General features: G+C 54.6%; 20 protein-coding genes. 10 read left to right on the top strand and 10 right to left on the bottom strand.

Annotated elements, in window-relative coordinates:
• The first annotated feature begins 209 nt into the window (after positions 1 to 209).
• Both ACWIZX_RS01570 and ACWIZX_RS01575 read left to right on the top strand, forming a co-directional pair.
• Complete coding sequence (locus tag ACWIZX_RS01570; protein WP_322791897.1) at positions 210 to 1301, top strand: GGDEF domain-containing protein; 1092 nt, start codon at positions 210 to 212, stop codon at positions 1299 to 1301.
• Positions 1302 to 1321: 20 nt separating this feature from the next.
• Positions 1322 to 2110 (top strand): LysM peptidoglycan-binding domain-containing protein, encoded by a 789-nt coding sequence (locus tag ACWIZX_RS01575; RefSeq protein WP_448334608.1) that lies wholly within the window; start codon positions 1322 to 1324, stop codon positions 2108 to 2110.
• A gap of 405 nt (positions 2111 to 2515) precedes the next feature.
• On the opposite strand, the gene ACWIZX_RS01580 is transcribed toward ACWIZX_RS01575, so the two are convergent.
• Complete coding sequence (locus ACWIZX_RS01580; protein WP_322793687.1) at positions 2516 to 3169, bottom strand: LysM peptidoglycan-binding domain-containing protein; 654 nt, start codon at positions 3167 to 3169, stop codon at positions 2516 to 2518.
• Positions 3170 to 3398: 229 nt separating this feature from the next.
• Here ACWIZX_RS01580 and ACWIZX_RS01585 point away from each other — a divergent pair, with 229 nt between their 5' ends.
• Positions 3399 to 3815 (top strand): nucleoside 2-deoxyribosyltransferase, encoded by a 417-nt coding sequence (locus ACWIZX_RS01585; RefSeq protein ID WP_448334609.1) that lies wholly within the window; start codon positions 3399 to 3401, stop codon positions 3813 to 3815.
• A 227-nt stretch (positions 3816 to 4042) separates the two neighbouring features.
• Here the strand turns inward: ACWIZX_RS01585 and ACWIZX_RS01590 are convergent, their stop codons facing one another.
• From ACWIZX_RS01590 to ACWIZX_RS01620, 7 genes are all read right to left on the bottom strand, one after another.
• The gene (locus ACWIZX_RS01590) at positions 4043 to 5971 is read right to left on the bottom strand and encodes a hybrid sensor histidine kinase/response regulator (protein WP_322793685.1); all 1929 of its coding nucleotides are present in this window, start codon (positions 5969 to 5971) and stop codon (positions 4043 to 4045) included.
• A 34-nt stretch (positions 5972 to 6005) separates the two neighbouring features.
• Positions 6006 to 7658 carry an ATP-binding protein gene (locus ACWIZX_RS01595; protein WP_322793684.1) on the bottom strand — a complete coding sequence of 551 codons (1653 nt, stop codon included), beginning with the start codon at positions 7656 to 7658 and terminating at the stop codon, positions 6006 to 6008.
• A gap of 140 nt (positions 7659 to 7798) precedes the next feature.
• Positions 7799 to 8287 (bottom strand): NUDIX hydrolase, encoded by a 489-nt coding sequence (locus ACWIZX_RS01600; RefSeq protein ID WP_322793683.1) that lies wholly within the window; start codon positions 8285 to 8287, stop codon positions 7799 to 7801.
• Positions 8284 to 9162, bottom strand: coding sequence for an anti-sigma factor family protein (locus ACWIZX_RS01605; protein WP_448334610.1), 879 nt, complete (start codon positions 9160 to 9162; stop codon positions 8284 to 8286). The genes ACWIZX_RS01600 and ACWIZX_RS01605 overlap by 4 nt, the downstream gene beginning before the upstream one ends.
• Entirely contained in the window at positions 9159 to 9773 is a 615-nt protein-coding gene (locus tag ACWIZX_RS01610; RefSeq protein WP_322793681.1) for a sigma-70 family RNA polymerase sigma factor, read from the bottom strand. Before ACWIZX_RS01610 ends, ACWIZX_RS01605 begins: the two co-directional genes overlap by 4 nt.
• Positions 9774 to 10169 carry a DUF3054 domain-containing protein gene (locus ACWIZX_RS01615; protein ID WP_448334611.1) on the bottom strand — a complete coding sequence of 132 codons (396 nt, stop codon included), beginning with the start codon at positions 10167 to 10169 and terminating at the stop codon, positions 9774 to 9776.
• Between the two features lie 43 nt (positions 10170 to 10212).
• The gene (locus ACWIZX_RS01620) at positions 10213 to 11136 is read right to left on the bottom strand and encodes an alpha/beta hydrolase family protein (protein ID WP_448334612.1); all 924 of its coding nucleotides are present in this window, start codon (positions 11134 to 11136) and stop codon (positions 10213 to 10215) included.
• A gap of 203 nt (positions 11137 to 11339) precedes the next feature.
• On the opposite strand from ACWIZX_RS01620, the gene ACWIZX_RS01625 reads away from it, so the two are divergent.
• The 4 genes from ACWIZX_RS01625 (at position 11340) to ACWIZX_RS01640 (ending at position 14693) form a co-directional block, all read left to right on the top strand.
• Entirely contained in the window at positions 11340 to 12182 is an 843-nt protein-coding gene (locus tag ACWIZX_RS01625; protein ID WP_448334613.1) for a hypothetical protein, read from the top strand.
• 177 nt (positions 12183 to 12359) lie between these two features.
• Complete coding sequence (locus ACWIZX_RS01630; RefSeq protein ID WP_448334614.1) at positions 12360 to 13355, top strand: prenyltransferase; 996 nt, start codon at positions 12360 to 12362, stop codon at positions 13353 to 13355.
• 344 nt (positions 13356 to 13699) lie between these two features.
• Positions 13700 to 14140, top strand: a complete 441-nt coding sequence (locus tag ACWIZX_RS01635) for a Fur family transcriptional regulator (RefSeq protein WP_322793676.1) — start codon at positions 13700 to 13702, stop codon at positions 14138 to 14140.
• 40 nt (positions 14141 to 14180) lie between these two features.
• On the top strand, positions 14181 to 14693 hold the full coding sequence (locus ACWIZX_RS01640) for a Dps family protein (protein ID WP_448334615.1): 513 nt from the start codon (positions 14181 to 14183) through the stop codon (positions 14691 to 14693).
• 47 nt (positions 14694 to 14740) lie between these two features.
• Here the strand turns inward: ACWIZX_RS01640 and ACWIZX_RS01645 are convergent, their stop codons facing one another.
• Positions 14741 to 15523 carry a hypothetical protein gene (locus tag ACWIZX_RS01645; protein WP_448334616.1) on the bottom strand — a complete coding sequence of 261 codons (783 nt, stop codon included), beginning with the start codon at positions 15521 to 15523 and terminating at the stop codon, positions 14741 to 14743.
• Between the two features lie 199 nt (positions 15524 to 15722).
• Here ACWIZX_RS01645 and ACWIZX_RS01650 point away from each other — a divergent pair, with 199 nt between their 5' ends.
• The 3 genes from ACWIZX_RS01650 to ACWIZX_RS01660 all read left to right on the top strand — a co-directional run bounded on the left by ACWIZX_RS01650 (position 15723) and on the right by ACWIZX_RS01660 (position 19277).
• Complete coding sequence (locus ACWIZX_RS01650; protein WP_448334617.1) at positions 15723 to 17156, top strand: hypothetical protein; 1434 nt, start codon at positions 15723 to 15725, stop codon at positions 17154 to 17156.
• A 339-nt stretch (positions 17157 to 17495) separates the two neighbouring features.
• The gene (gene serS / locus ACWIZX_RS01655; protein ID WP_322792798.1) at positions 17496 to 18773 is read left to right on the top strand and encodes a serine--tRNA ligase; all 1278 of its coding nucleotides are present in this window, start codon (positions 17496 to 17498) and stop codon (positions 18771 to 18773) included.
• A 6-nt stretch (positions 18774 to 18779) separates the two neighbouring features.
• On the top strand, positions 18780 to 19277 hold the full coding sequence (locus ACWIZX_RS01660) for a DUF456 domain-containing protein (protein WP_322792799.1): 498 nt from the start codon (positions 18780 to 18782) through the stop codon (positions 19275 to 19277).
• 3 nt (positions 19278 to 19280) lie between these two features.
• On the opposite strand, the gene ACWIZX_RS01665 is transcribed toward ACWIZX_RS01660, so the two are convergent.
• Positions 19281 to 19760 carry a YbaK/EbsC family protein gene (locus ACWIZX_RS01665; RefSeq protein WP_448334618.1) on the bottom strand — a complete coding sequence of 160 codons (480 nt, stop codon included), beginning with the start codon at positions 19758 to 19760 and terminating at the stop codon, positions 19281 to 19283.
• Positions 19761 to 19767 lie beyond the last annotated feature (7 nt).

A 19767-nucleotide genomic window follows, 5' to 3' on the forward strand; every position in this document is an offset into this window, starting at 1 on the left:
AGTTCGGGATAAATCCTCTTCCTATTCCTTTGAGGATGTTTGACCCCCACCTGCACCTCCCCCTAAATCGCTGGGGCGATTTAGGGGGAGGCGGGAGGGGGTAATTGCTTTACTTGCCGGATCTTGAACATATCCCGAACTCACGTTAAAAATTGATAATTTGTGGGATAATTAGAAGTTGTTACCTCCTGCAAACCTGAACCAGTCTGATGAACAACACCTCACCCCCAACAGAAGAATTTTCCACCCCCCTCAATGCCCTCTCCCAACAAATTGACCAGCGGCGGCGCTGGCTGTATCTGATTGCCGCCTTTCCCGGTTTCCTCTCGGTTGTGTTGATCTGGCTGCAAAAACACGACCAGGAAGTTTTTATCCGCTTTACCTACCCATTTCTGGCAGCCGCTCTGGCATTCTGGTGCATCGGCTTGTTGTGGAAGCGCATTCCCCTCAACCTGATTGAGCGCTCGGTGTTGATTACCACCACACTTTTCTTTTTTTCCAAGTACATTTACTTTCTCTACTTCCACCCCAGTTTGTTCGAACAATGGCAGGAAATTGAAGCCGTTTTCTGGACGTTTGCCTTCTCATTTATTTTGAGTTATATCGTCTTTCCGCGCGGCAGGGCGTTACAGTTTAACCTGCTCTTTTTGGGCATGGTGTTTGTGGGCGGGGCATTGCGCTTTGCCGAATTGGGAAACAATTACACCCTTGAGCTGATTCGGCTGGAAACGCGCATCGCCGGCATCCTCTTTCTGGTCTTTTTACTGGCCAAGGCAAAAGATGACCTGAACCGCTCGCTGGCCGAAGCCAACCGCATTCAGGAGATTGCCTACACCGATTCGCTCACCCTGCTGCCCAACCGGCGCGGCATGACCGCCCTGCTGGAAGAACACCTTGCCCGCCGGCGGCGGTTTGCGGTCATCCTCGCCGATGTCGATTTTTTCAAGCGCATCAACGATACCTTTGGCCACGAAACCGGCGATAAAATTTTGCGCCAGGTGGGTGAATGTCTGCACTACCAGCTGCGCGCCAGCGACGTGATCGGCCGCTGGGGCGGAGAGGAATTCCTCATCCTCGCGCTGGAGGAGGATCAGAAACGCGCCCTGTATCTGGCAAACCGGCTGCGCGAGACGGTTGAATCATACGAATTCACCGACAGCCTGCCGATTACCATGTCTTTTGGCGTAGCGCTCAGCCGCGACCGCGATACGGTCAAGTCGCTGCTTCAGCGCGCCGATCAGGCAATGTACCGCGCCAAAAACAACGGGCGAAATCGGGTGGAATGGGAAATTTCCGATTAAATGATATAATCGAAACGCGTATGAATGCTGTCTTTCGCCGCCGCTGGTTGACCGCAAGCCTGCTGCTGGGTGGGCTGATTTTTCTGCTCAGCCTGAGCCTGATTCAGCCCTCCGCCTCTCAGGCGCAGGTGTTGTACTTTACGCCAACCCCCAACGAAAACGGACAGATTTTTTACACCGTCAAAGAAGGCGATACCTGCATCAGCGTTTCGCTGCTCAATCAGGTTTCGCTGGATGACCTGCGCCGCCTCAACAATCTGGACGCGGCCTGTGTGCTGATCACCGGCAGCAAGCTGCTGCTGGGTACGGTTGAGCCGCAGCCGACCTCAGCCGTGCTGCCCACCGAAACACCGGTTTTACCTTCTCCAACTCCCTTCCGCGGCACCGGCCGGGTGTGCATTGTGCTGTTCAACGATGTGAACGGCAACGCGCTGGCTGAAGAGGGCGAAAGCGCCATCCCCGGCGGAGCGGTCAGCATCACCGACCGGCTTGGGCGCGTTTCGCTGACCGGTGAAACCAGCCCCAGTCTGGAAGAGCCGGCCTGTTTCGACAATCTGGAAGAGGGGGAGTACAATATCAGTGTCGCCATTCCGCAGGGCTATAACCCGACCACCCTGCTCAATTATGCCCTGGAGGTCAGCGCGGGAGATAATTCGGTGCTGGATTTCGGCGCGCAGTTGAGTTCGCAGGCGGTTCCCACGCCGGTCAGCGAGGGCGGGCGCTCGCCGCTCATGGCGGTGATGGGCGGCATCATCCTGCTGGCCGGGCTGGGACTGGCGGTTTACGCCCGCCTGCTGACGCGCAGGTAACCTTCGTTCGGGAAAAGTTTGAGCCCCCCTTTCCAAAAATCGCCTCGGCTATTTTTGGGTCCCATGTCCTTTTGAGCGAGCGCAGCGAGTGCGGCAATCTCCCGCACCGCGGAGGTGCAGGTAGAGGGGGGGACTCCCGTCAGCACTGGTGAGTGTCGCTCCGCTCGGAACGACATAAGCAGTCCCATGTCCTTTTGAGCGAGCGCGGCAATCTCCGGCAGGACCCCCTCCCGCCTCCCCCAAAATCGCAGGGGCGATTTTGGGGGAGGTGCAGGTGGGGGTAATAATCACTGCATGCCAGGTTTTGATCTAATCCCGAACTCACGTTAATTAAGCAAATATGGCGGGGGCAATCCCGCCATTAATTGTACCATGGTGCGTCTGCCTCAAAGAGAACGCAGGTTTTTAGGGGATGCGGATGACGTCCCCGACTTTGAGGGTGTAAGGCGCCTGCAGATTATTGGCAGCGGCAATTGCCATGGGGTCCACATCCCCAAAGTCGCAGGCAATCGAGTAAATCGTGTCGCCGGCTTTGACCGTGTAATCCGCCGGATGGGCTTTCAAGGCGCGCGGCCCCGAAGACCACGTTCCAGTGGCCGGGATCTTCAAAACCGTTCCTTCTGCCGGGCGGGAATTCATGTTGAGGTTGTTGGCGGAGAAGAAAGCGTTGAGATCCAGATTGTAGCGCCGGGCAATGCAGATCGGCCATTCACCTTTTTGCAGGGTGTAGGTTTCGGGGCGGCTGAGGGTTGGCAGAACCGGCAGGGTGGTGGTCGGTTGGGGCACCGGCGTGTCGGTGACGACAATGATTGGCGTCGCCTCGCCGGGTTCTTGCGGCGTCGTTTCCTGTGGCTGGGCGGTTGGCTGCTGGGCAGCCTGCGTCTGCTGGACGATTTCGGTCAGCCGCTGGTTTGGATCAACCGTAGCAATCGGGAACGGGATTTCGGAGGTGGCGGTGGCTTCGCCGGGTTGTTTGGTGGTGGCAGAACGGGTACAGGCAGCCATGCTCACCACAACCAGAATACTGATCAGCGCCACTACAAAAAGGTTCTTTTTCATCTTCATTCTCCTTCTGAGGTTACGAATTCCCGAATTTCGTGTGAACTTTCCTCAGGATTTCATCGCTTGCAATGATACTAGCATAAGCATTATCCTGCGTCAAGCGAAGATTCGGGGGCAATTTCATGACTCCATGCAATAAGTATGCCAGATTTTGAATTTTGAGTGTTGAAAAAATACGGGTAAAATTTAATCAAACCCATTCGATAGCAGGGATTTGCCCAAGAAAATGAATATTTACTTTTCCTGTTCCATCACCGGCGGAAGAAAGGACCAGCCGGTTTATGCAGCCATCGTTCAGGCTTTACTGGAGGACGGGCATCACGTCCCAACGGCTATCCTTGCCAGTCCGCGAATACTGGATATGGAAATCGTTGTTGACCCGCGCGAGGTGTACCGCAGGGATGTCAACTGGGTGCAGGCGTGTGATGCGTTGATTGCCGAGGTGAGTACTCCCTCTCATGGTGTGGGTTATGAAATTGCACTGGCTTTGATGCTGGAGAAGCCGGTGCTTGCCTGTTACCGGGCGGGGGCGGCGGTTTCCAAAATGATTCTGGGTAACGATCATCCGCGTCTTAAAATTGGCATGTACAGGGATGTTACTGAGGCTGTCATATTGACGCGTGACTTTTTACGGGGTTTGTAATGTGAATAAGGTCATCCAAAAACTATGATGAAACACAATAACCAATGTCAGACCTTTGCGGTATCATAACGCATGGAGACGCAGACATCCGGACACCTCCAAATTTAGCTCATCGCTGTCTCCTCCTTTGGCGAATGCCTCCGCCGGGTAACCTCACCGCCCCCGGCGGAGGCTTGCTTTAAATGCAAGCAGGATCGGTTTGGTCAGCCGAAAATGAAGGTGGAGAATCAGCTTTCCACAATCGGCAGGACAATGGTGAAAGTTGTACCCTGACCTACGGTGGATTCGACCCAGATGCGCCCTTCGTGACTTTCGACAATCGAGCGGACAATTGCCAGCCCCAGACCGGTGCCGGCAACCTCGTTGTTGACATTGCTGGCACGGTAAAATTTATCGAATATGAACGGCAAATCTACGGAAGGGATGCCAATCCCTTCATCCTTGATTTGCAGGATGATCTGATTTTGTTCCATCTCCCCGTAGATTTCGATTTTTCCACCGGGTTGGGAATACTTGATGGCATTATCTATCAGGTGTTCGAACATCTGACGAATCTGCACGGGATTACCGTAAAAAGGCGGCATGGGGGATGGCAGTTTAATTTCCAGCGTATTTCCCTTGCGCGCCAGCGCCTTGCGGAAGTTATCTGCGGCCAGATCGAGAATCTGGCGCAGGTCAAAGGTTTCTTTACGGGTATCAAAACCGGCTTCAATGCGCCCCAGATTGACCAGATCATCCACCAGATGGGTGATGTTCTGCACGCTGGTTTGCACGCGGCGGATGAATTCCTGCTGTAATTCGTTGACCGGCCCCGCCCGTTCAATTAGTTCGGCGTATCCCAAAATAGCGGTCAGCGGGGAGCGTAAGTCGTGGGAAACGGTGCTGACAAACTCGCTCTTGATTCGGTCGAGTTTCTTGAGGTAGGTGATGTCATGCAGGGTCAGGGCGGTACCGACATCTGGAATGGGGGTGCGCTGTGCTCCGAAGACGCGCCCATCCTCCACGACCAGTTCAGTGCGGTTGGAAAGGCTGCGCGTGCTGGTGTCCAGCAATTCCAGCAGTTCTGGCTGGCTGATGACCTCTCGGTAAGGCTTACCAACCACATTCATGTGGTGAATGCCCAGAGCGGCTTCGGCAACCTGATTGATCAGAATGATTTCCCGGTTCTGCCCGATGACGATCACTCCGTCCTGAATTTTCTTCAAAATGGTTTCCAGTTTATTGCGTTCAGCCTGGGTTTCGTCAAACAGGCGCGCATTTTGCAGGGCGATCACGGCGTATTCGGCGAGGGTGGAAAGCAGGTTAATATCCCGTTTGTGGAAGGGCAAGCGGCTGTGGCGGTTGTCCACTCCCAGCACGCCGAAAACGCGATCCTGCACCTTCAAGGGCACGTAGATTAATGCGTGCACCAGATAGGAAGTTTTGATTTTTTGCGGGGTGCTTTCATCCAGAACAACCGGTTGAGAGGTGCGCAGCACCGATCCGGCCAGCGTATCCTGAATTGGCAGGCGAAACGTGCGCACAAAATCTTCCTGAAAGTTCTTGGCGGCGCGCATGTACAATTCGCCGCTCTCTTCATCCAACAACAACAGGCTGCCTTCTTCAGCACCGGTCAGTTCAACGGCGGCTTCGACAATGGCAGAGAGCACTTCATCGGAGTTGAGAGAGGAGGTAATGGACTGCCCCAGCCTTGCCAGGGTTTCCAGTTCATCCACCCGGCGGCGCAGGCGGTCCGTGGCGCGGCGAGCCTCCAAAAGCACCCAATCCCGCGACTGACGCACTTTATTCAGGCTTTCCTGCACCGAAGTGAGAATATCCTCAGTGCGCAGCGGCAGGCACAGGTAGTCGCTCACCCCCAGCCGCAAAGCTTTTTTGAGCAGTTCGGGGGTATCTTTTTGTACCAGCAACACAATGGGGATGGCAGGAAATTGATGTATGAATTTACCGGCAACTTCCAGACCTTTGCCCTGGTTGATGGTTTCACTGAGCAGAATTAGCGCCGGGTGATTGTCTTCGGTATATTGAAAGGCTGTTTCAACATCGGATTGAATCACCACCGTGAAACCGGCGGACTGCAGCACCCGTTCAAGCAAATAGGTGATCTGTGGATCGGTTATCAGGACGAGGATGGTCTGGTCTTTGTTTGGGTTATTCATGAAAGGATTCGTGCCTCAACAGGATCATACCGATTTAGCGGGCGGGCAGCATTACATGAAACTGGGTGCCTTGTCCCGGTTTGCTCTCCACCCAAATTTTACCATTATGTCGGTTTACCATTTCTTTAATCGTTCTCATTCCTACTCCCAAACCGCCGAAACGACGCGGTTGGGTCTGCTCGCTGCCCGCCTCGCTTTCGAAAAGATTGGCGGCAATTTGGGCATCCAGCCCCGGCCCGCTGTCACTCACGATAAGGTGAGCATCCTTCCCGTTGGTTTTTTCCAGTTTGATACGCACCTGTCCACCGCTGTTGCAGAACTTGATGGCATTGCTGACCAGCCCGCCAAGAATCTGGGTAATTTGACGTTCATCACCGGCTACATAAACTGGCTGGGGGGGCAGGTCGGTAATCAAGGAAAGGTTGCTCTTTTGTGAAAATGGCAAAAAATGACTGGCGGTCACTCGAACCAGCTCTGTCAGATTGACCTCACGGGCAGGCCGCTGGCTGCGCGGGGTTTGAATGGGGGTGATCGCTTCGCTTAACTGGTTTAAGGTGTCCAGCGATTGGCGTAAGGAGGACAGGTTTTCGCGCTGGGCAGACGACCAGCGGATGGTTGGGTCTTGAAGCAGGCGTTCCAGCGCGCCGTATTGAATTTCGACAACCTGTCGAAGCTCCTTTTTAACTTTTTGCAGTAATTCGATGGTTATCTTTTCACCGGTCAGGGCATTTTCAGCCAGTGATTGCTGGTGGCGGGCGCGTTCTTCCATGATTCGGAAAAGCCGCGCGTTGACCAGTGAAATTGAAGCAAAATCGGCAATCGATTCGACCAGGCGCTGTTCGTTTTCTCGGAACGGTTCGGGTTTGCGGCGGATGAGAGTCAGCAAGCCGATAACCTGTTTGGATACTTTAACCGGCACGATCAAAGCCGACTGACCCAGCGCTGCAACCTTGAATCGTTTGAGCGGTTCTCCGTGAATACTCAGTGGTTCGCCGGACATGGCTACCAGCGAACTGATCCCATCGTCCCAGGCCTGATTCAAGCGCACCGGCAGCGAAGGGGGTAATTTGTGTTGGGCAACCAGCAAAAAGGTTTTGCCAGCCTCTTCTCGCAGCAGGAACCAGCCGATGTCGGCATGGGTGATTTGGGTGACGCTCTCCAGTATTTTCTCGAATAATGCCGACTGGTCAGTGATCGAGGTGACTGCTTTGGCAATGGAGAAGATGGTGGTCAATTCGCGGATGCGCTGCTGCAGTTCCTGATTGGTTTGCTGCAATTGAACTGCCAGGCGTTCCCGCTCGCGGCGTTCCCGCACCTGGGAGAGGTTGCGTTCCACTGCGGAAAGCACCTCCGCTTCGCGTGCCGGCCAGATCAAATAATCGGCTGCGCCTAGCCGGAAGGCCTGAATGATCTCATTTTCGGTGCCTTTTCTGGCAATCAGGATTAGCGGAATGTTGACACCCTGTGAATTCAACCCGACCAGTAAATCTTTGCCACTCAAACCGGGCAGTTCGAGATTGGCGAGGATGACATCCGGCATGATTTGCATGGCACGCGAGAGCGCCGTGGCCCCATCGCTGACCTGATAGACCTGATAGCCAGCAGCCACCAGCGTCTGACGCGAGATAAAATCTGCAATCACCGGATCGCTTTCAGCGATTAAGATTCGATCGGTATTTTCTGCCATGTATTAATAATGATAGCACGGAACATTAAAAATAAAACACCGCCGACTATTCAATTCACTAACAATTTTTGTTTTTTTTTACTGCCCGTAAAACAACGTGGGGAGCGCAGACAGTAAAAAGTCAAGCAGGGCTTCGAGGGCTATTCCACACCCAGCACACGCCGGGTAGCGCGAAAAGCCAGCGGCGGGAGATTGCTGCGTGGAAAGAAAGCAGCCTGATCGGCGTCATCGCCGGCGGCCAGCGTACCACCGATCACCACAGCGCGATAGACGATGATAATATCGGCTCCGCGTTCATGTTCCCGTCCGTTGATGACATCTACCAGCCCGGTGATTTTGACTTCCAACCCGGTTTCTTCCAGACATTCCCGCAGAGCTGCCTGCTGGGGGTCTTCGTGGGCGTCCACAAAACCGGCCGGGATGCTCCACAACCCTTGCAGGGGTTCATTGATGCGGCGAACCAGAAGGATTTGATCATCCTGTTCCACCAGCACCCCGGCAGCAACCTTTGGATCTGCAAAGTAAATGAACCCGCACTGAGGGCAAACCGGGCGCAGCTTGCCAAAGACGATGCGAGTTTCCAGTTCCGCGGCACATTGCGGGCAGTAACGGTAAATGGTTGGGCTCATGAAATCTTTCGTTTGAGCAGGATGGAAAGCAGCCATAACCCGATTGCCAGAATTGCAAAGCCAGCTCCTGCCAGCCAGGCCGGACGGATCATGCCGCGCTCCTGTTCGCTTGGTGGAACAGCCGAATCGGGTGTTGTAGAACTCAAATCAGGGGTGAACAGCGTTTTACCCTGTTCTTCCGGCTGGCGTACGCCCAGCACCGGACCACTACCTTCCAGTGGCAACGGCTCAATTTGTGTAGGGATGGGGTTGAGTTGAATGTTGCCTGAGCTGGATTCGGGTATGCTCTGTGTTTTGAAGGATTGATCTGTTCCACCGCCCATGCCGTCAGCAGGCGGATACCCGGCTGCTCCCCCACAAAAGGCATCCGGGCAGCCCGGCGCAATGCCTCCCCCTCCCCCCATGCCCATGGCAGGAGGCGGTGGGCCGCCCCAGTACACGACCGGAGGTGTTTCCTGTGACATTTCAGGAGCAGCCATTATTCTGACAGTTTCTGATTCGGTGGCTTGTGATTCCATGACCGGCTCACTGGCGGTCATCGGGCGGGTTGCCATGCCCGGCAATAACTGGCTGACGAACATCCACACGGCCACGAGGGTTGCCAGAACGGAGGAAAAGCGCAGAGCGGGGATCAAGACAAATGGACGGCGGGGCTGCTGGACGGCTGCAGCGCTGAGGGTAAAGTTGCGCGGCACTTTGCGAAGCGGAGCATTCCGTAAAACCGCCCTGGTATTCTGTAAAGATTCGTAAGTTTCTTTTGCCTCAGGATTGGATTGGAGTAATGCCTCAACCCGCGCCTTTTCGCGCGGGTCAAGCTCTCCATCCAGATAAGCAGAGAGCAGAATCAAATCACGGGAATTCAACTGCTCTTTCATTGTAATTCAGCCTCTTTCCCAAGACGAAATTTTGACGGTAATAGTTCCGCAAAGCCGGAAAGACAATCCCGCAAGCGCAGACGGGCGCGTGCCAAACGGCTTTTGATGGTGCCGAGCGGCTTTCCAATAGCCTGTGAAACTTCTTGATAATCCATTCCCTGAATATCTACCAGAATGACCACGGCGCGGAATTCTTCCGGCAGATCCTGAATGCAGTGTTGAATGGCGGCTTCCAACTCGCGGGTTTCCATCTCTTCATCCGGCCGAGGGTTGTGGTCGGCGAGCCAGGCAGGTGATTCAATTTCCTCGTCATCTTCTTGATGAATGGGCTCCAGTGCAACCGTGGGGCGGCGCTGGCGGCGACGCAACTCATCGTAACAGGCATTGGTGACCATGCGCATCACCCAGGCGCGGAACGAACCTCCGCGGTATTGTTTAAGATTGCGGTAGGCCGAGATAAAGGCGGTTTGGGTGGCATCTTCGGCGGCAGCATCGTCGTTTAACATACGGTAGGCAAGGTTGAATGCCATTTGCTGATAGGCAAGCACCAGCCGGTTGAAGGCATCCAGATTGCCCTGCAGGGCATCGCGAATTAAGGCGGCTTCGTCCATTCAGACCTGCTTTCTGGTGATCCAGGCAATCCAAATCACTCGCCAAATCAACAAACCAACAGCCGAAACTGCCATCATCACCAGGGCAAAGACCGGCATGACCACATTTTGAAGCCACAGTCCACGTAGAACGGCTCCAAACGGGGCGGCCAGCGCTGCACAACCCATTACCCGCCAAAGTTGGCGGTAATCCGTGCTGATATCCGGGTGGAACACCCCGCCCAGCCAGCCGGCAACCAGCCATCCCGCCAGCATTGGCAGGAAGGTGGCCAGCCATCGGCCGCCAGCCAGAGAAGTGCTGTGCGAAGCAAAACCGATGAAGGTGACCAACAGCAAGATAATCCCGTCCATCAGGATCAAGAAAAGGATAGAGGAATACACCGGGCGACTCTTCACCCGTTTATCCTAACCCATCTGAATATGAACGTCAAGAAAATAATTACTTCAAGTAACGGTCAAAAAACTCAACCGTACGCTGCATGGCAAGGCTGAAACTGTTGGCAATGTTGTGATCGTCACCGGGGTAGGTGTAAAACTCCACCGGTTGACCGGCGGCCTGCATAGCTTCAGCCAGCCGCTGCGAAAAGAAAATTGGTACAACCGAATCTTCGCTGGCGTGGTGCAGCTGCAGCGGCCCGCTGATTTCATGGACAAACATGATCGGCGAGATTGAATCCCAAAAGGAGGGGTTTTCCTGCGGCAAACCGTACGTTTCTACCAGTTGTTGGGTAAAACGTCTTCCGGCAGTCGAAAGGGTGGGTATGGGGGTCGGCCGCCAACGGTACATCATATCCTCATAAGAGCCGACCACACCTGCCCAAATTACCCCGGCTTTAACGTCCGGTGTGGTCACCATTGCCCGCAGGGTAAGGTGACCGCCCATAGAATGCCCCCACATCCCGATTTTGTCCGGGTTGGCCTTGGGGTAACGTTTGATTGAGGCAACCGCATTCAACACATCCACGGTGTAATCCGGTGTGCTGTAAGCGCCGCGCGCTTCTCCTTCTGAATTGCCATGACCGCGGTAATCCGGGCGGAGGACGATGTAACCGCGGCTGGCAAAAGCGTTGACATAGGCTACATAGCGTTCCGTGGGGCGGTATTCGCGCGGGGGAATATAGCCATGATTGAAAACGATCACCGGAAAGCCCTTGGGGGGTGGTTCACCAAACGGGACGGTCATGAGGGCATAAATTTTCAGCCCATCCGAAAGATAAGAGACCAGATAGCGTTCGTAATTCCCGCCGGAAGCCAGTTTTTCTTCAAAGACGATCTCGCTACCGGGATAATCCCGCAGGCGCATGGATTGAATGGTCAGCGGATGCAGGGTGGGGGTTGGGGTAAAGGTAGCGGTGGGAGGCAACGTCGGGCTGGGGGTAATGGTTGGCGGCGGGCTGGGAGTCTGGCTGGGTTGTTAAAAACTTGCAGGCGAAGGCAACCGGTTTGGTTCATTTTGAACAGCGTTACACCCGTTGATCAGCAATCCCAGGAGAATGGCAAGCAGAGTGAAAAGAAGACGGTTGAAATTGGACATTTATTATCCTGAATTGGATTGTAAATGGGTTTTTGGAAAGGTGTCAAGGCACGGTTCGGGGTTTGAAACAGGTTGCGCAGGCTGACAATCTGGTCTACACTAAAGGTATGATGGTCAGCGAGCGGACGGTTTTTTTAGGAATTGACCCGGGCAGCGGACGGGAGGGGATGACCTATGTTGCGCTGGATGCCGAAAAACGGGTGCTGGCCATTGGTGGAGGAAAAATTCAGGATGTTCTGGCTTTTGCCGCCGGCCAGCTGGATGTGCTGGCAGCGGTTAATGGGGTCGTCAAGCCATTGAAAGAGCCTTCTTCAAGCGAGGTGCAGCAACGTCTTTTCCCTGAGTATGCAGATGATCTGTTTGGGCGGCTGAGAAAAGAGGCTGCTGAACGGCTGGAAACCAGCGGCGGGGGTGGAATGTCTGGTCTGGTTGAAAAAGACAGTCGCAGCGCTCGACAACGTTCGGAAGTCCTTGTGCAGCAATTAAAAGAACTGGGCTATCGTGCTTTCCCCGATGAAGACCAGAAGCGGCAGTGGCTGCGTTTTTCGGCACAGGCCGCTTTTTTGTCCTTGTGCGGTGGTCGTTTGTTTGAGTCGCGTTCGCTGGAAGGCCGTTTGCAGCGCCAGTTGATTTTATTCGAGGAAAAATTGCCTCTCAAAGACCCGATGGATTTTTTTGAAGAAGTAACCCGCCGCCGACTGCTGCTCGGCAGGCTGCCCTACGAGATGATCTACGCATCCGGTGAATTGAATGCGCTGGTAGGCGCTTATACGGCCTGGCTGGCAGTTTTTGAAGAACAACGGGTGAGCAAAGAGGAAGACGGCAGCGAAGGCGGCTGGATGCTGCCGTTACCCCCTGCGCAAGCCGAAAATTAAGTGCTCGGCCCATCCGCCCTCTCCATAAGCCTTCTGAGAATCGGCAGGTTTTAGAGGCCGTGGTTCCTGATAAAGACACAGCCCATCATTAAGATTGAATTAGAGTTTTGGGAAAAGCCTTTACATCTGGCTGCTTTCCGAGATAATAACCTTTAAGATAGAAAATGTGAGGTAATCATGGTCAACGTCAAAATGTGGGTCAAAGCCTTGCAGGTCATCCCGCATGTTGAACGGGATGAGTGGGAGCGTTTGGATGTCATTTCCAAATGGTTGATTTCCACCCGCGCAGCAGTGCTGATTATGACTTTCATCTCGGCTGCGATTGCCGGTTTGCTTGCGCTGCGTGCCGGCGAGTTTGACCTGCTGCGCTGGCTAATGCTGGTTATCGGATTAATCTTCGCTCACGCCACCAACAATTTGCTCAACGATCTGACCGATTACTCGCGCGGCGTGGATACCGACAATTACTACCGTACCCAATACGGGCCGCAGCCTTTAGAGCAAGGACTGTGGAGCCGTAAAACACACCTGCTCTATGCTGCCGTAACCGGGCTGATCGCTCTGGCAGCCGGGGCTTATCTGGTCGCCGTGAGCGGAATTTTGGCATTATGGCTGCTGCTGGCGGGTGCCGTTTTCGTTTTGTTCTATACCTACCCGCTCAAGTACATTGGTTTGGGAGAAGTTGCCGTTTTACTGGTCTGGGGGCCGTTGATGATTGGCGGCGGCTATTATGTCATTACCGGTCAGTGGGACTGGTATGTGGCACTTGCCTCACTGGCTTATGCTCTCGGTCCGACTACGGTTATCTTTGGCAAGCACATTGATAAATTGCAGCAGGATCAGGAAAAAGGCATTCGAACGTTACCGGTCATTTTGGGCGAAACACGCTCCCGCTATGTGGTGCTGGGCATGATTGCCCTGCAGTACATAGCGGTGATTACCCTGGTGGCGGTGGGGTACTTCTCGCCGGTTATGCTGATTGTGCTGCTGGCATGGTATTACCTGCCCCCTGTGATTCGGGTATTCAGCCGGCCGCGCCCGACGGAAAAACCGCAAGATGCAAGGCTGGCAGCCGGTTGGCCGCTTTACTTTGTGGCGGCCGCGTTTTATCAAAATCGGAGTTATGGGTTATTGCTGCTGGTAGGTTTGATATTGCAATTATTCATCCCCTGAGCAGGGTTTTACTGGTTGGGCAGCGGGAACTGCTCAACCGCCAAAATCTTGCCTCCAGGTAAAGGGTTTTGGGAAATTGGGTGTGCAAATGGCGTGCGGTCAACCGCGCGCCATTTGCCATTGCTAAGCAGGCGGATATTCCACAACGTTTGATAATTCAGGAATAATGTATTTGAGTTGAAGAATGCGCAGGCGACCTCGCGAATCTTTGCTTTGCCGTTCCCTCGGTAAAGGAGGGGGGTGTTTTTGAGAAGGATGTTTTTAATCGAACATTAACTTGACAACGATTATTTATTGGCTATAATTACTTATAGATAATGATTATCAACAAGAGGGTTGGTTCGATGGATACCGAAGAACGCTTAAGAGATATTCTTCAAAGGTTGCAGAAAGACGGTCACCGGATGACACCCCAACGGGTGGCGATTTTGCGGGCGTTTCTTTCGGCGCAGGATCATCCTACCGTTGAACAGGTCTATCGGCGGGTTTGCCGCGATTTTCCAATGACCAGCCTGGCTACCGTCTATAAAACGGTTGCTCTGCTAAAGGAAATGGGAGAAGTGATCGAGATCAGCGGCGATTTGCAGGGAAGCCGTTACGATGCATTTCATCCCGAACCACACCCTCATCTGATCTGCACTCGCTGCGGGCAAATTTACGATGGCGAGGGCGTGGATGTCCAACCCGTGGTGGCAGCCTTGCAAGCCCAATCGGCGTTCCGTGTTTCCACCTATCGGTTGGATCTATACGGCGTTTGCGCCGCCTGTCAGACGCAGGCCGGCTGACTGAATCAACTTAAAACCAGTATTATTCGGAGGTAAAAAAATGACTACATTAAAATCCAATACAATTTTTGATGAACGACAACCCGAAATTGAAATTACAGCGTCCAATCGTGAAGCAGTTATCGAAAGGCTTAACCGCCTGCTGGCGGATGAGCACGTATTGATGCTCAAAACCCACAACTATCACTGGAATGTGTTGGGGCCGAGCTTCGACCCGATGCACAAGTTCTTTGGCGAGCAGTACGAAATGCTGGATGATATTGTGGATGATGTCGCCGAACGCGCCCGAGCGCTGGGCGGCAAGGCGGTTGGCACGATGCGCGAATATCTGCAACTGACCCGCCTGAGCGAGCACCCAGGTGAATATCCGGATGTGATGACGATGATTGCCAACCTGCTGGCTGATCACGAAACCATCATCCGTGAATTGCGCAAGGATATTGACGATAGTCTCGAAAAGTATGGCGATGTCGGCACCAGTGATTTTCTGACTGACCTGATCCGGCAGCACGAAAAGATGGCCTGGTTCCTGCGCTCATTCTTGCAGGAATAACCCCAGTTGGGCAACCCACCCTGCGCCCCTAGCAATAGGGGCGTTTTTTATATCTCTCCAATTTGGAAATTGCTCACTCTCAAGTGGGCGGTCACATTTGGCAGCAGGCCAAAGCGCAGTTTTCCGTTCGGCGTGAAGGCGGCGTATTGATTGTCAATCCAGATTACCAGCCCCAGCCGGCCGCGCGGGGTGAGGGGCGTTTCAAAAAGTAGTTTCCCATCAACGGTGAATCGCACCAGTGGGGGCAGCCACTCCAGGCGGTACTCATGGGGCTGAATCACCTGCACATCCAGACGGGCAGCATCCTGCTGAATCAGGCGGCGGGCAAGCCGACGCAACCAGCGTGCCGTGAGGGGCAGAGCAAGCAGCGGCATGGCAAGCACAGCCGGTGCAAGCAGAAAACCGGGAATCAACGGTGAGCGGAATACCGCTGCCAGCAGGCCGTTGGCGGGCAGGTCATCGCGCAGGCTGAGGTAATTTTGTGGAGAAGCGTAAAAGAACCACGCCGCATTTGGCAGCACCGGCAGACGGCGGGAACTGCCCTTTGCTCCCAGCGAAAAACTGAATGGATCATTCCAGAAACCAAAACCCCAGGTGCCGGGCATGGAAGAATCAGATGCCTGTGCGGTCAGCGAGAGAGTAACCGGCGGCTGCCAGTGAAAGCACTTGCGCGGCAGGTAACGGTAGTCATCCAGCTGGGCAACACGGTATTGTCCGGCTTCGCCGGCAGGGATGGAAAGGCTCCAGCATCCTTTGCGGTCGGTTTCAACCTGCCCTTTGCCGACGGTCAGGATGGAAAATGGAAAATCCGAGTCATCTTGTGGCTTCATCGTGGTGATTATTCCTTATAATACCATTACAGTGGTTGGATGTATTCGGGTTTTTTATCAAAAGGCGGTCGTGATGAAGTCTCATAAGACCTCGTGGTTGCTTCTTTTTTGTTTTCTTTTGATGGGTTTCACGGCCTGCAACCGGGTTACCCCTGCTGACTTCACTCCAACACCGTCTCGCTTGGCGGCAACAACGTCCTTGGTTTCCCAAAAGACAATTGTTTCCACCTCTACCCCCACAGCCAGTCAAACACCTGCCCTGCGTCCCTCGCTGACTCCCTCGGCAACCGCAGAAGTATTTGCCTGCCCGCCAACGGTCAGCGTACCGACGGAAGCCCTCTCCCCACTCAGGATATTATACGTGAATGAAAACACGGTCTGGTTGTGGGATGAAATCAGCCGCCAGAAAACTGCGCTGGAACTGCCTGCGGACGCGGTTGCGCCGCACCTCTCACCCGACGGGCGTTACATTGCTTTTTTGAGCGATGGACAGGTTGTTTCCCGCCCGGAAAAACCGCTGGAGGCCATTCCACTCCGTATTTTTGACCGGTTGGAAAACAGCATGCTAGAGGTTGGTCCATTCGCCAGCCGCGCAACGCATGAAATGTACCCGCAAGCTGCGCGTGTCTATTTGCAGCTGGTCTGGCAAACCGCCGCAGAAGGGGAGAGGGTTGAAGCGCTGGAAGTGCAGGTGTTTGCTGAAGCGTGGGGTTTGGGCGCGGGAAATACGGTTGGCGAACGTTTCCGCGTTTCCCTGCCGGATGGACAGGTTGAAACCATTGCTCCGGATGCTTCTTCACCTGTGGCGGGGGGTGAAGGGGCTTTCACGCAAAATTTGCCGGTGATTTCACCGGACGGACGCTTTGAGGTGTTTACTCACCCGCAAGGTGTTTTAATGCGCGACCACCAGAATGGTGAAGAACAGGTGATTGCCCTTGAACCGGCCTGCCCCGACCCTGAAGTATGTTACTTAACCGGCGATCGGGCGGTCATCTGGCGGCCGGATTCGAGCGGTTTTTACACCTTTGCGGCAAAGAATGCCTACTTTGACCAGCGCGCCGAAACCAATTTCTTTTTTGTTCAAACGACGCCATCCATCCGGGTGGAGAAACTGACCGTCATCCGTGCCAATCCGTGGACTTTTTCTTTTTCTCCCGACATCCGTTTTCTTGCTTTTTTGAATCAGCCGGATGTGGATAATGCTCCGCCGAAAATGTATAACTGGGTCACATTGACATTGATGGATTTGGAGCAAAATGCCCAGCGCCGCTACACCGCCGGGTGGGTTTTGCGATTACCGGCATGGAATCCGGACAGCCGCCGCTTTTTGTTGACTTACAGCCCGTTTGGCGGGCCAAACCCGATTGTCAAACAACTGGCATTAGGAGATGTTTGCCGCCCACCGCGAGAGTTGGTTTCTGTACCCGGTCAGATGATCATGGAAACCCGCTGGCTGGATACCGAACGGTTTTTGATGTGGACAGCCCCGCAAAGCGGAATCCCCAACCGCTACATTGCCGGAATGTACCTTTATGATTTGCGCAGCGGGGATGAACCCATGGAAATTGATGGACTGGTACAGGACTATGATCAGCCTTATGGGATGCGCCGCGAATTTGTTCTTCTAAAATGAACGGGTTGTTTTCCTTGACAGGGTTTAGCCCTCAGGTATAATGCCTTCATTGAAAGACCGACCCGGCAGTCAAGTAATTGGTTTTTACCGTTCAGAGAGCCGGCGGCGGGTGCGAGCCGGCCGGGAAAACCAGTGAAATCCACTCCGGTTGCCCGTTTGAACGGGTAGGTTGCCTTCGCAGGGGCTTGACTGAGCCGTAAGAAGGCCGGACGGTACCGTTATCACCGTAATGAGGCTGCACCTGACCTGTGCGGCGAAAGCAGGTGGCACCACGAGATGCTCCCCCCTCGTCCTGCAAAGGCGCGGGGGTTTTGGTTTCATCTTTGCGGAGGTGAGTTGATGTTGGATTTGAACCTGATTCGCGAAAAACCCGAAGTAGTGCGCAAAGCCTTGCGCGACCGTCAGATGGAAGACGCACCGGTGGATCGTGTGCTGGAACTGGATGCCCGCCGGCGGGCGCTGCTGACCGAGGTGGAAGCCATGAAAGCCGAGCGCAACGCGGTTTCCAAGGAAATCGGGCGCATGAAAGACCCCGCCGAAAGGCAGGCCAAAATTGACGCCATGCGCGCGCTGGGTGACCGCATCGCCGAACTGGACGAACAGGTTCGCCAGGTAGAAAGTGACCTGCAAGCCCTGGTGGCTACCATTCCCAACATTCCCCATCCGGATACTCCTTACGGGGCAGGTGAGCACGATAACCGTGTGGTGCGCCAATCCGGTGAAATCCCTCAATTTAATTTTCAACCCATCCCGCACTGGGATTTGGGCGTCAACCTCGGCATTATTGACTTTGAACGCGGGGTGAAGATCACCGGTTCGCGTTTTTATATCCTCAACGGTGCCGGGGCGCGTTTGCAGCGGGCGCTGATCGCCTGGATGCTTGACCTGCACATCCGCCAGGGCTATGAGGAACGCTACCTGCCCTTCATGGTCAAGTCGCAAACTCTGTTTGCTTCCGGGCAGCTGCCCAAGTTTGCCGATAATCTTTACCATGATGCCGAAGAAGACTTCTGGAATGTGCCGACCGCCGAGGTGCCGCTGACCGGAATGTTGATGGATGAGGTGCTGGAGGAATCCAGTCTGCCACGCCGCTATACGGCCTACACGCCCTGTTTCCGCCGCGAAAAAATGAGCGCCGGGCGGGATGTGCGCGGCATCAAGCGCGGGCATCAATTCGATAAAGTGGAAATGTACATCTTCTGTCGGCCGGAAGAATCGATGCGTGAACTGGAGAAAATGGTGGCGGATGCCGAACAGACCTGTGCCGAACTGGGGCTGACTTACCGCGTGGTGCAGCTGTGCACCGGTGATTTGGGCTTCAATGCCGCGATCACTTATGATATTGAAGTATGGGCACCCGGCTGCGGTGAATGGCTGGAGGTATCCTCGGTTTCCAATGTGATGGATTTTCAGGCACGGCGGGCCAATATCAAATACCGCCCGGCGGATGGTGGTAAAACCCGGCTGGTGCATACCCTCAACGGGTCGGGGCTGGGTTTACCGCGCACACTCATTGCTGTGCTGGAAAACTACCAGCAACCGGATGGCAGTGTGGTCGTGCCGGAAGTGCTGCGTCCGTGGATGGGCGGCATCGAAGTCATCCGCGCTGACGGGTAAATCAACATGCAGGAGACTTTGCAGGCAGCCTTCCCGTGGATTGTTTTAGCCTTTTTGCTGCTCGGTCAGGCGGGAACCCTCATCCCGCTTCTGCCCGGGCTGTGGATTCAATGGGCGGCCGCGCTGGTTTTCGGCCTGGTGCGCGGTTTTGACCTGACCGGCGGTATTCTTTTTGCAATCATCACCATTCTGGTGATCATCGGCGGGATTATTGATAATGTGGCGATGGGCGCTTCGGCAAAGACCAGCGGTGCTTCGTGGTTTTCGATTGGCGCGGCACTTATCGGCGGCGTGCTTGGTTCATTGATCTTTCCGCCGCTGGGCGGGTTGATTCTGGCAATGGCTGGCATCTTCCTCGTCGAGTATTTACGCATCCGCGATTTGCGCAAAGCATGGGATTCAACCCGAGGTCTGGCAGTTGGCTGCGGCTGGGGGGCGATCCTGCGCTTTGGTTTTGGGCTTCTGGTGATTGTGGTCTGGCTGTTATGGGCGTTTGTGTTCTAGCGGCTAATTGACCTTGATGACCTCCCCGCCGGTGATGCGCGGCAGTTCGCGCGGGTTGAGCTTAAACACAGCATGCGGCGTTCCGGCGGCTGCCCAGACTTCCGCGTATTGCAGCAGGTCCTGGTCAATGTAGGTTGGAAGAGGGCGGTGGTGACCAACCGGCGGCACTCCACCGATGGCAAAGCCGCTCTGTTCGCGCACAAAGTCTGCTTCGGCTTTGACGACAGCCTCGCCCACTACTTCGGCCAGCCGGTCTTCGTTGACCCGGTTGCTGCCGCTGACCAGCACCAGAACCGCCCGGCGGCTGGTTTGGGTGCGAAAAACCAGTGATTTGACGATCTGCCCGACCTGACAGCCGACGGCCTGGGCGGCTTCCGGCGCGGTGCGGGTGGAGGCAGGCAGTTCAACGACCTGACAGGGCAGTCCCAATGCCTGCAGGGCTGCCTGCACTTTACGGGCGCTTTCGCTGAGCGGCTGATTCATGATGACG

The sequence above is a fragment of the Bellilinea sp. genome (assembly GCF_053501535.1).